Consider the following 14,480-nt stretch of genomic DNA (forward strand, 5'->3'; position numbering starts at 1 on the left):
TTCATTTACAAAAATAAAAACCCATCAGTTATGATGGGTTTTCTATTTTATTCTTCTTTTAATTCGTCTATTACTTTTTTAATTTCTTTTGCAAATTTACCGTAAAAATGATGCACCCACCACTCCAGAGAGAGCCCCATAAAAAGGACAACAAAAACGACTATTAAAAAGAACATAATTAACTCACTGTTAGAAAATTCCAAATCGGAGAATCCGTGAACTTTAGAAAATTGGTAATAAAAAAGTCCCAGTAAGTACAAAACTAAAAATGGAGTTAATGCAAACCCAAATGTTTTGTACAATTCCATATTTAGTCGAATATCAAAATAAGTTTCGTACAGACTGTCTTTTGTTTTTAAAGCTATCTTACTCAATCTTTTATAAAAAAAGTAAAACCTTGCCAAATAGTAAACACAAACGGCTACAAAAAGACTGTAAAGCAAATAATATAAAAAAGTAGCTTGTGAAGAAAAGCTCAATATTAAAGGCGCGAATCCAACAAAAACAATTGAAACTACCTGATATACAAATTCTTTCTTTAAGTTTTTTCTAATTTTATCTAATGGCGTATTTGCAGACCGAATCTTTTCCAAATTAGTTGGCAGTACAACATTTTCAGATTTTTCGTTATTCCATGCATTTTGTATATCGTTAAAATCCATATCCTTGATTTTTAATTATTTCTTTTAATTTTTCTTTGACCCTGTTCAGTTTTACTCTGGCATTTCCCTCAGAAATCCCCAGATTTTCCCCTGTCTCTTTATGTGAAAAACCTTCCAACTGATAAAATATTATAGCCTTATCAATCTTTTCCAGTTTCTGTACCGCTTTATAAAAATGATCGAGCTGACTTTCTTTTATATGCGAATCACTTTCCTCTTCTTTAATATTCTCCGAAGCAATTTCGTATTTATCAACTTTCCTTTTTTCTTTCTTTAAAAAAACAATCGCTGTATTTACCGCCACTCTGTACATCCAGGTCGAAAATTGACTTTCGTTTCGAAAAGACTCATATGATTTCCAAAGCTGACAGACAATTTCCTGAAACAAATCCTCCTGATCATCAGAATTATCCATATACATTTTGGAAACTTTATACAAAATCCCTTTATGGCATTCTATCCGATTCAAAAACTCTTTTTCTTTCTCTTTCAAAACAGATTTAGTTCATTACAGGTTTTACAGTATATCCTTCTTTTCTCAATAAATTAATAACTCCATACTCTCCTCCCAAATGTCCTGCTCCAACAGCAAAGAAAATACTGTTTTGTTTCATTAGTTCCGGCATAGCTTTGACCCAGTTTAAGTTTCTGTTATCAAGAATTTGTTTTTTGGTTTTCTCACTAGTAAATTTTAAATCGGTTGATAATGCATACATCGCATTAATATTTTCCGTTTTATAATCTGCAACCAACTCGTCAGTTTCTTCAGTAGTTGATTCTTCCAAAAGTTTTAAAATTTCATCATTTGAATACGCATTCTCAAGAATTTCAAATTGCGTTTTAACGGTTTCAAGTCCCGAAATCGAAATATTCTTTTCTTTTGCCAGTCCGGAAAATTCCATTTCATAAAATTTCAAATCCGTACAACCAAAACTTTTCATAGAAATCAAACTCAAAACCGTCAAAAGACTAAAATTATCTATTTGTTGTACACTCATTCCTGTACTTTTTTTCAAAATTGAATCTAATTTGACTAATTGTTGCGGACTTAGTTTTTTACTAAGTGGTTCTTTTCCCATTGCCAATTGTTGCATCTGACTCATCTCAGCAGGATCGGTAAAATTGATTTCCAGAAATAATCTATCTGAATTATGAAACGCTTTTTTCGCTTTTTCAGACAAAAAGTAATCATTAGAACAAATCATATGGATAGTTCCATATAAATAAGATGGCTTTTTAAGTCCCTTCCCTGAAACTTCCCAAAGAAGTGAATTTTCCAATTTTGGAGGTTGTGACTGTACCGAAATAGTAAAAGTCGAAAAGAAAAGAAATATTAGGATGTTTTTAAATATAGTTTTCATAATGATTATTTTGATTACTAAACGTAAGTAAACAAATAATCAAAACGTTACAAAAAATCGTAAAATTATTTTTTAACCAGTCAGCCGGACAACGACTTAGTAAAACAGGAAATCTAGAAAAAGTTTCAATATGGAACTAATTTCCTCTTCGGTATTATAACTATGAATACACAATCGTAGTCGTTCCTGACCTTCGGGAACCACTGGCCAAATAATGGATTGTACATCAAAACCTTTATCCTGAAGTTCTTCTGTCAATTGTTTTATATTTTCACCACCAGGCACAATTGCAGAATGAATCGCCGATTTACTGTGAACAAACATCGGTTTTAAACCTAACAAATTTTTCTGCTGATTAAAAAACACAATATTCTGACGAAGTTTATCAATAGCTTCATTTTCTATTTTCAATTGCTGATAAGCTGTCAAAATTGTAGCAACAGAATGCGGAGACAAAGCTGTGTTTTGTATTAGATTTTCTGAAAAATTGACTAGATATTCCTTTAGTTCAGCTGAACCTAAAATTACTGAACCATAACATCCAAGACCTTTTCCAAAACTTATAATTCGGGCAAAAACACTATTGTGTAATTTTAGATATTGAATCAGTCCCTCACCTTTTTCACCAAAAACACCCAACGCACAAGATTCGTCTACAATCAAATAACAATTGTGTTTTTCTGAAAGCAGAATTAATTCTTCCAGATTTGGAGTATCACCATCTAAAGAAAAAACACTTTCTGTAACAATATAAATGTTTGCATTGGGAAATCTAAGAATAAATTGCTCTAAATCTTCAGTATCATTATGAACAAATTTGAATGATTTCGCTTTTGCTATTTCAATTCCGTCTTTAATAATGGCATGACATAATTCATCATACAAAACAACATCATTGTCCTGCGTTAGCGCTTCAAAAAAACCAACACTGGCATCGTAATCTGAATTTACAATTAAAGCTGCTTCTACCTCATGAAAATCAGCTATAAAGTTCTCTGCAATTTGATAAAGAGAATGGTTACCAGAAATCAATCTCGAACCCGTTGCTCCATTCTGAAAAATTTCATTTTCTACCAGATAAGCATGAACATGCTTGAAAATAATTTCAGATTTCGAAAAACCAATATAATCATCAGAAGCAAAATCAACCGGATTATTAAAAACCGGGAGTTTTTGAAAAGAATTACTTTGTTTGTAATTCTCCAGTTTCTGACTTAGATTTTCAGGTAGTTTCATAAAGTAAAATTAAGAAATTGAAGTGACAACAAAACAAACAGCAGATCGAATCGATCTGCTGTTTTAAATTTAGTATTTACAGTTCACTAATAAAAGGCGATTGTTTGCTGTATTTAGATTCTATCATTTCTTTGATTATAAATTTTGAAATGTCTAAAGCAGAAATTTTATCTCCTAAACAATCTTCCAGATTTACCGTTATTTCAGAACTTTTATCAGTAAACTCAATAAAAGGTACCCGAACTTGTGTCCAATTTACATTGCTTGTTTCTAAAAGTCTATATGCTTTTTGACGATCTTCCTGAATTTGCGGAAAATTACCCTTCATCCAGTTTGTTGCCATAATCGTTTTTGGGCTTTTCTGATCAAATGGCGTATCAATATTAAGTCCGGCCAGCAAAACATAACGGTCGATTTCGTATTCACTCATCACTCTCAAAACATATTCCGTTACCTGACTTGCAACCAAAGGCTCATCTTTCCTTTGACCAATAGTGCTTAAAACTACCTGACAATCTTTGAGTAACTCTTTTATTGATTCAAGATCCAGAGCATCACCAGAAATAATTTCAATAGCAGGATTTGAGATGTTGAATTTTTCGGGATTTCTAAGTAGAAGCTTTAAATTAAACCCTTCTTTTAACAACTGGTTTACAAGGTAATTTCCAGTTCTTCCGCCGCCGCCAAGAACAGCAATTTTTGATCTATTTTTCATAAGTATTCTTCATAAAATTTGACATAAATAAGTCTCACTTTATCAACCAATAAAGCGGAACAAACAAAAGCTTACTGAGCTTTTATCATTGTATCAATATTTTATAAAGAGATTTTAATACTTCAAAAGTAAAAAAATAAAAAAAGCCAGACAATTACTGTCCGGCTTTTTGTTTATTCTAAAATTGTAGTTAGTCAACTAATACAATTATTTTATTGTTTTTCATCTCGATAGTTCCTGACTTAATCTCTAAAGTATAAGTTTGGTCATTTACTTTCGTGAATTGATCCGCTGCTTCCTTAGAAAAACTGAAGCTTGGAGCTGCAATTTTAATTGTTCCTTTTTCTAAAATAGAAACAATCGGCGCGTGATGATTCAAAATCTGAAAGCTTCCATCAACTCCCGGTAAAGTAACTGAAGTTACTTCTCCTGAAAATAATTTAGCTTCGGGTGATACTATTTCTAAAATCATATTTTTTTTAGTTAATAGTTGATGGTTGATGGTTGATGGTTGTTTCTAACAACTGACAACTAACAACTAACAACCAATATTATTATGCTTCAGCTAACATTTTTTCTCCAGCTTCGATTGCATCCTGAATAGAACCTTTCAAGTTGAAAGCTGCTTCTGGAAGGTGATCTAACTCACCGTCGATAATCATGTTGAAACCTTTGATAGTATCTTTAATATCAACTAATACACCTGGAATACCTGTAAATTGCTCCGCAACGTGGAATGGCTGAGACAAGAAACGTTGTACACGACGTGCTCTTGATACAGAAAGTTTATCTTCTTCAGATAACTCTTCCATACCTAAGATCGCGATGATATCTTGTAATTGTTTGTATTTTTGAAGAATTTCTTTTACTCTTTGTGCACAGTTGTAGTGCTCATCTCCTAAGATATGTGGAGTCAAAATTCTTGAAGTAGAATCTAACGGGTCAACCGCAGGATAGATACCTAACTCAGCAATTTTACGAGACAATACAGTTGTTGCATCTAAGTGCGCGAAAGTTGTAGCCGGTGCCGGGTCAGTTAAGTCATCCGCAGGAACGTAAACCGCTTGTACAGATGTAATAGATCCTTTGTTTGTAGATGTAATACGTTCTTGCATTGCACCCATCTCAGTTGCCAATGTTGGTTGGTAACCTACCGCAGATGGCATACGTCCTAAAAGTGCTGATACTTCAGAACCTGCTTGTGTAAAACGGAAGATATTATCAACGAAGAATAATACATCTTTTCCTTGGTCAGATCCAGCTCCATCACGGAAATACTCAGCGATAGATAATCCTGAAAGTGCCACACGTGCACGAGCTCCAGGTGGCTCATTCATTTGTCCGAAAACGAAAGTAGCTTTAGACTCTCTCATTCCTGGCATATCTACTTTAGACAAATCCCATCCTCCATTTTCCATAGAGTGCATGAAATCATCACCGTATTTAATAATTCCTGACTCTAACATCTCACGAAGCAAGTCATTTCCTTCACGTGTTCTTTCACCTACTCCAGCGAATACTGAAAGTCCACCGTGACCTTTTGCAATATTGTTGATCAACTCCTGAATCAATACTGTTTTACCAACACCAGCACCACCAAACAATCCAATTTTACCTCCTTTTGCGTAAGGCTCGATCAAATCGATTACTTTGATACCTGTGAATAAAACTTCAGATGAAGTTGATAAATCTTCAAATTTTGGAGCTTGTCTGTGAATTGGCAGACCGTTCTCTCCAGTTTTAGGCAAATCACCTAAACCATCAATGGCATCTCCAACAACATTAAATAAACGTCCATATACGTCTGGACCGATTGGCATTTGGATTGGATTTCCAGTTCCAACTACTTCATATCCTCTGCTTAAACCATCTGTTGAATCCATAGAAATGGTACGAACAGTGTTTTCACCAATATGAGATTGTACTTCTAGAACTAAGATAGTTCCATCTTTTTTAGTGACTTCTAGTGAATCATAAATTTTTGGAAGTTCAACATCTTTACCGTTGAAAACTACGTCTACTACTGGTCCAATGATTTGAGCAACTTTTCCTATTACTTTTGACATTACTTATGTATTTATTAAATAGCTATTTAGGTTTATCGAAAATACCTCTTTTTTCAGAGCGCAAAGATAATTTTTTAAAATATAAAATCAATTTTTTTTTCATAAAAAATACTACGATTTTGTTTGATTCATAAAACTGCCCCGTAAAATAACAAAAATGGCATTTTTTTAATAAAAGAAAAAAAACCGCTTCATCTTAAAAATGAGCGGCTTTTTGAAGTAAAACTGTCTTGATTATAATTTTGCAGGAAATAAAACCTGATAATTACCAATATCTACACCTTTTAAGTTTGAACCATATTTAGCATTAATAGCCTGAATGAATTTATTAGCAATAAAAGCATATCCTCTTGGAGAAGGATGAACTCCGTCTAAAGAAAACATCCCTCCGGTTACAAATGTTGCTTTCAATGTAAAATTATTCATTGTAATTCCGTTTGTTTTATTCAGATCATCCATAATGGTCTTGGCATCAACAATTGCCAATCCGTTAGCTTCAGCTGCAGCATTAATCACTGCATTGTAAGCGTTTGTTGCCACTTCAATTTCCGCTACCTCAGAAGGCAGCAAAACATATCTGTCCGGCAAAGGAAAAGTAACACCCAATTGTGACAATGATGGCGAAGGAGAAGCTATTCCGTCAGCAGCCACAGTTGGCGCTTTTCCAATTCTGGAAGAGGCACCTAAAACAATCAGATCAGTAGATTTTGCCTGCCTTGCTCTTCCAAAAATCTGCCCCATCACTGTTGCAGTAGTAGCATCTAATCCACCTCCCATCAAAACAGCTTTTAAATTTGCCGAAAGATCCGGTAAAGTCTCATCTACAATTAACAAAGGATTATTTCCTGTCGCAGATAAAAGATTTATTCTATCTCCTTGTCCTAAAAAAGCCAGAGCATTATGCAAAGGACCATACAGCTGTGCATTTAAAGTACTAACTAAACTAACCCCACCTGCACTTAAATTAGCCTGAGTAAGTTGATTATAAGCAATTACATGAAAATGAGGAAGAGTTGTAATATTTGGAAGATTAGCAATAACACCTTTTCTTCCACCAGCAACCAACTGAGCAACCAAACCTTTGTAAGCTGCCTCAAAAGTTGCAGGTGGCGTCAATGGATTCACGGTTGGATCTCCACCAGCAGTTGCATATCCTAATTCATCATTACCCCCTATCCATAAGGAGAAGAAAGTAGGATTCTGACTTAAAGCATCTGCCAAAACTGTTGTTGTGGCACTGGATGAAAAACGAGCAAAATAAGGATTTGCTGTCCCCATTGCAACACCGGCAGCATTACCATAACCAGGCGCTAACAAATGAAAACTTTTTGCACCAGGAACTCCTAAGTTATTAAAAGCCCCTGATAAATGCGCCGTTACTTCTGTTGTAGGCGTTCCTTCAACTGGAATCGGAGTGCTATTGAAATACAAACGTGATCCAGCAATAACATTACCTCCTAATAACAATCCACCTATATTATCATTTGCAAAAGGAGTTTTAAATTCTCCTCCTCCAACTAATGCAAATTGTTGAGCCAAAATATTCGGATAAGCGCCTTCTTGCCCTTTAATAAACAAAGCATTATCACTAAAACCTGCCGCAAAAGAATCCCCTAACGCAACATATTTAGAAAAATCTGCACTTCCCGCTGTCAAAGGCTTACCATCAGACGACTCCACAGGAGCAGTCACATCATCGTCACTATTACAAGCCATAAAGGTTAACGAAACCAATACGAGCCATTTGAAATTTTTTATCATAATTTATATATTTTTATAATTATCAGTTTCCAGATTACTCCAAAAACATTAATAATGAATTTTACTTAGAGTTTAAATAATCAATTATGGATTAATAGTCCAGGAAGCAAAATACTGCTGTCCGATCAATCCTGCTCCAATAACCTGATAGTATTCTTTTCCGCCAATATTAGCCGCTCCTAATTTCACAACTGATTTTAATTTTGGAATTCCGTAATTTATCTGAGCATCAATTACTGTAGCCGATTTAATGATACCATCAGCAAATCCTGCCTGCCATAAATACTCACTATTCCATCTTCCGCTAACACTGAAACCGAAATTTTTAAACAGCTTATCGTTTCCAATTGACATTTTAACCCTGTGTTTAGGAGTATTGAATCCAGGCTCAAAACTTGGGTCTTTTTCCTGATCAAAATCAAACTGAGCATAATTATAGTTAACCCCTAATTCAAAATCAGCAATTACTTTTCTTGAAAGCCCTACTCCAAATCCTAAGGAACGAATTTCAACATCTGAGTTGGTATACAACTGATAGACTCTATATTCTCCATTTTGAATAGCACGTATAGATTGTGCTCCCTGATCTGTAACAGGAGTATTAGGCATCGGCAAACTTGGATTATCCTGAGCCGTTCCGTAATAAGGAGAAATCACATTCAAAGTACCAATAAAATTATTATAGATATTATAATACCCATTAAGATCTATTGACATCCCTTCAAAAACAGAACGATATCCTAATTCAAAAGCTTTTACCTCTTCAGGTTTTACATAATTTGCTCTTGATTTTTTCAACAATGCAGCAGCTGCAGTTGGATTACTTCCCGCCATTGCAGAAAAAGCATTTACAGAACTTGCTATATAAGAATTTCCATATGCATCAAGCCCCGTCATATCTTTAGTAGCTTTTCCGCTGTAAGCCTGACCTTCTGCACTTAAGTTAAATGTCTCACTAAATCTTGTTAAGTTATCAGGAGCAGATCCTATTAACACGGCACTTCCAATGTTAAATCCAATATATTGATCCTGAGTCGAAGGGTTTCTGAAACCAGTTTGAAAAGACCCTCTGAAATTATGATTCCTTTTTTCTCCTCCTGAATACACTAAAGATAAACGAGGGGAATAATTTCCGTCAAAGTTTTTAGACTTGTCATATCGAAGAGAACCTGTAAATTTCAATCTGTCATCCAGAAATTTTTTCATCAATTGCGCATAAGCACCATATTCATTATAATTGATTGGACCGTTTGCGTCTGTATAAATTCTACCATGAGAATTCAGCTCATATGCTCTAAATGAACCTCCAAGCTGAATTTCTGCAAATTTTATTAAATCCTTGAAATTATAGTTAGCATCGGAATGATAAATTTTAGAATTATCAACCAACTTAGAACCAGAAAGAACATCTGCTTCATTTATAACCTGATTAAAAGCATTTTTAAATTCCGTAGTACCTGGTAGAAAACGGCCTGTATCTGCTGTGGCTCTACCAGCCGCATGTGCCTGTTGCGGAGTCATTCCTGCTAAAGTTCCCTGAATATAAGCCCCTGCATACTGACCAAACCAGGTATTATCATCTTTCCATTTTCTGTTAACATTAATACCAGTAAAAATCATATCATAAGAATGCCCTCCATCTTCTGAAGTCGTATACCCTCTTAAGAAAAAATTCTTCCCTTTGAACTCTAATTTATGTTGCTGCATAAAAAAATCATTCAGATAATACCTATTAGCTCCTTGGTAAACAGCATTCCCCGTACCGAATTTACTTTGCCAGATAATCTCCAATCTCTCATCACCAAAAGGTCTTCCATGAAGCGAGAAATCAATTTTCTTATTAGCCGCTTTGTTATCTGTTAAATCAATTTCATTATAACCAGTTCTACTAACGGTAGTGTTTGGCAAAAGGTTAGATGCCCCTGCAGGAATCAAGCCCATAGATTCTAATTTTAAACCTACTCCTTTGATATTTGTTGAAGCCTCATCTCCATAAACATTAATACCATCATAGCCCGGATCTGTCCTGTCAATACCCGCTCTGGTTTTGTCATTATAATTTGTAGCATACCAATCTGTCGCCTCCATGTAAGTAAAATTAGCTTTCGCAGCAAAGTACTTATTAAAAGCATGGGCAAATCGAATACCAAAATCGTAATATCCATTAGTTCCGGCAGCTTCCTGTGAAGTCACACCATATTTAAAATAAGTAGAAACACCCTGATTGGTAAACGGACTTTTACTTGTCATAAACAAAATACCATTAAATGCATTTGCTCCATATAATGCAGAAGAAGCACCCGGAAGAAGCTCCACACTCTGAACATCAATTTCAGAAACACCAATCATATTTCCTAATACAAAGTTTAAAAGCGGAGATGAATTATCCATACCATCAACCAACTGCATAAAACGGGTATTAGCAACAGTAGCAAATCCTCTTGTATTGATTGACTTAAAAGACATACTACTAGTGTTCATCTGAACCTCTTTCATATTCTCCAAACCATCATAAAAAGAAGGAGAAGCCGTTCTTTTTATCTCCTGAATCCCCATTCTTTCAATAGTCACAGGAGATTCCAAAACCCTCTCCGGAGTTCTGGATGCAGAAACTACAATTTCGTCCAGTTTAGTCTCTTCATCTTTTAAAATTACATTCACTTTTTGATTTGCAGCAGTAACATTAATCGTTTTTGATTCAAATCCTACTGCAGAAACCTTTATTGAAAAAGGTAATTTAGCATTAGTAGTCAATTTGAATGATCCATCGAAATCAGTAGAAGCACCACTATTTTCTCCGACAACAACAACATTAGCACCAGGAATAGATTGTTTGTTACCATCTGTAACCGAACCTGTTATCGTATTCTGCGCAAAAGACATTCCGCTGAACAACAACATAATTAGCAAGTAGACTCTCATTTGGGTTAGTTTTTTCGTTAGTATATATAGCCAAAATAAGCAAATATTTTAATATACATAAAAAAACGTTAAATAAAATAAATATTTACCACCATTTTTTACAATATTTTAACTATTTGGTAATTCAATTTATTAAAATAAAAACAAAGAAATACAAAAGAAAAACCAATATACTATGCATACATATAAATTTTAATCAAAAAACTGAAAAATTCATAAAAATACATTTGTTGAAAAAAACATTTGACAATAAAAAAAAGCGAGACCTAAATCTCGCTTTTTTAACATATTTATTTAAAATAAAACCTATTCCACTGTAACTGATTTTGCCAAATTTCGAGGCTGATCCACATTACATCCTCTCATAACTGCAATGTAGTAAGAAAGTAATTGCAATGGAATTGTCGTAACCAATGGAGACAACGCATCTGAAGTTTCCGGAATTTCGATTACATAATCTGCCAATTCGCGAACCTGAATATCGCCTTTGGTAACCACAGCGATAATTTTACCGCTTCTGGATTTAATTTCCTGAATATTACTTACAATTTTATCGTAATGTCCTTGCTTAGGAGCAATAACAATAACCGGCATAAATTCGTCAATTAAAGCAATTGGACCGTGCTTCATTTCAGCAGCCGGATAACCTTCTGCATGGATATATGAAATTTCTTTTAGCTTTAAAGCACCCTCTAAAGCAACCGGAAAATTATACCCTCTACCCAAATAAAGACAATTTGGCGAATCTTTAAAAGCTGCAGCAATTTCTTTTGCCTTATCATTAGTTTCTAATGCCTCAGCCACTTTCTCAGGGATAATTTCTAATTCCTGAAGATAAGTATGAAAATCTGTATTAGACAATGTTCCTTTAGCTTTTCCTAATCGCAAAGCAATCATTGTTAAAACTGTAATCTGAGTCGTGAATGCTTTTGTAGAAGCAACCCCAATTTCCGGCCCCGCATGCGTATAAGCACCTGCATGGCTTTCTCTTGAAATAGAAGAACCTACTACGTTACAAACACCAAATACAAATGCTCCGTTTTCTTTTGCCAACTTGATAGCAGCCATTGTATCTGCAGTCTCACCAGACTGAGAAATAGCAATAACTACATCATCTTTATTGATAATTGGATTTCTGTATCTAAACTCAGAAGCATATTCTACTTCAACCGGAATACGTGTAAACTCTTCAAAAATATATTCTGCTACTAAACCTGCATGCCATGAAGTTCCGCAAGCCACGATTAGAATACGTTTTGCGTTTAAGAATTTCTCCAGGTTATCTTCAACACCTGCCATCTGAACAATTCCTTCGTTGGCATGAAGTCTTCCTCTGTAAGTATCTTTAATTACGCTTGGCTGCTCGTAGATCTCTTTCAACATAAAGTGATCATACCCCCCTTTTTCAATCTGCTCCAAATTCATTTGAAGTTCCTGAATATAAGGATCTACTAAAGAGTCATCTTTAATTTTTCTGATTTTAATTGGCTTATGAAGTCTGATATTAGCCATTTCTCCATCTTCCAAATACACTGCATTTGAAGTATATTCAATAAATGGTGAGGCATCAGAAGCAATAAAATACTCCCCTTCTCCAACTCCAATCGCCAGCGGGCTTCCTAATCTTGCTGCAACAATTTCGTTTGGATTTTTTTTATCAAAAACAGCAATTGCATAAGCTCCAACTACCTGGTTTAATGCAATTTGCACTGCTTTACCTAATTTAATATTTTCTTTCTTCTGAACTTCTTCTATTAAATTAACTAAAACTTCTGTATCTGTATCTGATTTAAAAGTATAACCTCTTTTAATCAACTCCTCTTTTAAAGGAGCATAATTCTCAATAATTCCGTTATGGATAATTACAAGATCACCAGAGTTTGAAAGGTGAGGATGCGAATTCACATCGTTCGGCACACCATGTGTTGCCCAGCGGGTATGTCCAATTCCAATATTTCCGTTTGCAGTAAAGCCTTCTTTTGCTTTGGCTTCAAGGTCAGAAACCTTACCTTTTGTTTTACAAAGTTTTATGCCCGACTCCTCGTCATACAGCATAACACCGGCACTATCATAACCTCTGTACTCAAGTCGCTTTAATCCCTTGATTACAATAGGATATGCGTCTCTATGACCGATATATCCAACAATTCCACACATATAATATTTATTAATTTGGTTTCGTGTAGTACACCTCAAGTTTCAGTCTTTTATCACCTGCAGAAGTTTTTCCGCCATATAAGACTGTCCCAAGAGGACTCATTACCGATGTTCTCGGTGCTTGTGATATAATTGTATTTTTTTCTTTTAATGCATTTGAGTTAATCACACCGCCGCTTAAAGCTACAACCAATCCTAAATCTACATTTTTAGCCGTCGAATCTTTTATAAGATTACGAATATGACTTGTAATTCTTATTTTAAAATACTTTCCTTTTTTAGAATCAACGGTAATTAAACCACCTCCATACGCTGCGGTATCATCTGAAGAATAATCTAGTAAAACAGTATTATTAGTTAAATCATATAAATAAACTCTCTTTGGTTCTTTTGTCGTTCCCATTTTATCAGTATCAACATAAAAAACAAGATTTGCCTCGTTCACTTTCCAGTTCGTTTTTCTAATGGTTTCTAACTGTGAAGCAAAATCATTAAGACGAATGACCGCTAAAGACCCCTGCCCACCTTTTAAATAAAGTCTTTCGTCGCCTTCATTTTCACTTCCATTTTTAATCACATTTTCATAATCAGGATTTCTAACATCCTGAAGAAAACTAGCTGTACTTGCAACGCCACTAGGGACACCGCTTTTCAAACCTACAATAATCTGTTTGTCTTCTGTTGCATCACCATCCGTTGTAGAGGCAGTTTTAGCTTTGTATTTAATGGTGATTTTTCCTCCCGAAAAATTAATTAAAGCCATGTTGCTCGGAGAACTTCCTGATTTTTCAACCATAAAATACAACCCTCTGAAATAGTCCTGAAAAACATCTTCACTTGAAAGTTTTGAAACAGAAGCATTCAATATTTTATCCTGAAAAAATTGCTTATTAAGATTCAAAACCATCTGAGGAGCTGTTCTCGTAATTGTTTCTTTATTATCAGCATCGACAGTTTTAGTCACAATTTCTTTAGAATCAAAAAAGAATTGATCATCTTTAAAACTTTGATCTGTTTCAGACACTTTTTCATCATTTAAGCGATTTCCTAATTTGTTATTAAAAAAATCAGTATTTTGATCGGTGTAATAAAACTGAGGTAATTGAGTACCGCCACTAAAATAGCTGTTTCTCATTTGATAACCGGAAGCATAAACACTCAATTTTAACTTATAGTTACTTCCCTGACCTCCATAAATTGAATCCAGTTCATATGTACTATCTCCTTTATCATCTGTTACTTTATTTTTAACAAAATATGGAATCGTGAGCTGCACACTTTCAATTACCGGAGATTCTCCAATTGTAGGAGCATAAGATTCAAGTCCTACCTGTGTTACAAAGTTAGCTGTTGTAGTACCAAACAACGGATTATCAAAAATTCCCAAAGCATTTACAGCCATATTATTAGACTGAATTGGGGTAACTTCCTGATTAAAGGCTAAAACATTATACTCTTCCAGTTCAAGCCCAAAATGATCATCTCCAACTAAACCATCACCAATTGCATTAAAATCTTTGTCGCAAGAATATAAAAAAACAACAATTAAAGCTAAAAGAATTTTCTTAATAAAAGAAGTATTATACATGTTTTATAATAA

Annotated in this window: 11 protein-coding genes; all 11 read right to left on the bottom strand. The window is 34.4% G+C overall.

Annotation, left to right across the window (positions count from 1 at the left end; all coding sequences use genetic code 11):
* Positions 1-47: 47 nt before the first annotated feature.
* Complete coding sequence (locus ACFS3A_RS14030; protein ID WP_379826225.1) at positions 48-662, bottom strand: hypothetical protein; 615 nt, start codon at positions 660-662, stop codon at positions 48-50.
* Complete coding sequence (locus ACFS3A_RS14035; protein WP_379826226.1) at positions 652-1,083, bottom strand: RNA polymerase sigma factor; 432 nt, start codon at positions 1,081-1,083, stop codon at positions 652-654. Before ACFS3A_RS14035 ends, ACFS3A_RS14030 begins: the two co-directional genes overlap by 11 nt.
* 79 nt (positions 1,084-1,162) lie before the next feature.
* A complete protein-coding gene (locus ACFS3A_RS14040) occupies positions 1,163-2,023 on the bottom strand; it encodes a TraB/GumN family protein (RefSeq protein ID WP_379826227.1) in 861 nt (286 codons plus the stop codon).
* Positions 2,024-2,119: 96 nt separating this feature from the next.
* Entirely contained in the window at positions 2,120-3,259 is a 1,140-nt protein-coding gene (locus tag ACFS3A_RS14045; protein WP_379826228.1) for an aminotransferase class I/II-fold pyridoxal phosphate-dependent enzyme, read from the bottom strand.
* A 76-nt stretch (positions 3,260-3,335) separates the two neighbouring features.
* The gene (locus ACFS3A_RS14050; RefSeq protein ID WP_379826229.1) at positions 3,336-3,974 is read right to left on the bottom strand and encodes an NAD(P)-dependent oxidoreductase; all 639 of its coding nucleotides are present in this window, start codon (positions 3,972-3,974) and stop codon (positions 3,336-3,338) included.
* 190 nt (positions 3,975-4,164) lie between these two features.
* The gene (locus ACFS3A_RS14055; protein ID WP_109191010.1) at positions 4,165-4,446 is read right to left on the bottom strand and encodes a FoF1 ATP synthase subunit delta/epsilon; all 282 of its coding nucleotides are present in this window, start codon (positions 4,444-4,446) and stop codon (positions 4,165-4,167) included.
* An 82-nt stretch (positions 4,447-4,528) separates the two neighbouring features.
* Complete coding sequence (gene atpD / locus ACFS3A_RS14060) at positions 4,529-6,040, bottom strand: F0F1 ATP synthase subunit beta (protein WP_109191011.1); 1,512 nt, start codon at positions 6,038-6,040, stop codon at positions 4,529-4,531.
* A gap of 234 nt (positions 6,041-6,274) precedes the next feature.
* The gene (locus ACFS3A_RS14065; RefSeq protein ID WP_379826230.1) at positions 6,275-7,801 is read right to left on the bottom strand and encodes an SGNH/GDSL hydrolase family protein; all 1,527 of its coding nucleotides are present in this window, start codon (positions 7,799-7,801) and stop codon (positions 6,275-6,277) included.
* Positions 7,802-7,885: 84 nt separating this feature from the next.
* Complete coding sequence (locus ACFS3A_RS14070; RefSeq protein ID WP_379826231.1) at positions 7,886-10,723, bottom strand: TonB-dependent receptor domain-containing protein; 2,838 nt, start codon at positions 10,721-10,723, stop codon at positions 7,886-7,888.
* A 306-nt stretch (positions 10,724-11,029) separates the two neighbouring features.
* A complete protein-coding gene (gene glmS / locus ACFS3A_RS14075; RefSeq protein WP_379826232.1) occupies positions 11,030-12,880 on the bottom strand; it encodes a glutamine--fructose-6-phosphate transaminase (isomerizing) in 1,851 nt (616 codons plus the stop codon).
* A 10-nt stretch (positions 12,881-12,890) separates the two neighbouring features.
* Positions 12,891-14,468, bottom strand: coding sequence for a DUF4270 domain-containing protein (locus tag ACFS3A_RS14080; RefSeq protein WP_379826233.1), 1,578 nt, complete (start codon positions 14,466-14,468; stop codon positions 12,891-12,893).
* Between the last annotated feature and the right edge of the window lie 12 nt (positions 14,469-14,480).

It is taken from the genome of Flavobacterium notoginsengisoli, assembly GCF_042686225.1.
Classification (GTDB): domain Bacteria; phylum Bacteroidota; class Bacteroidia; order Flavobacteriales; family Flavobacteriaceae; genus Flavobacterium; species Flavobacterium notoginsengisoli.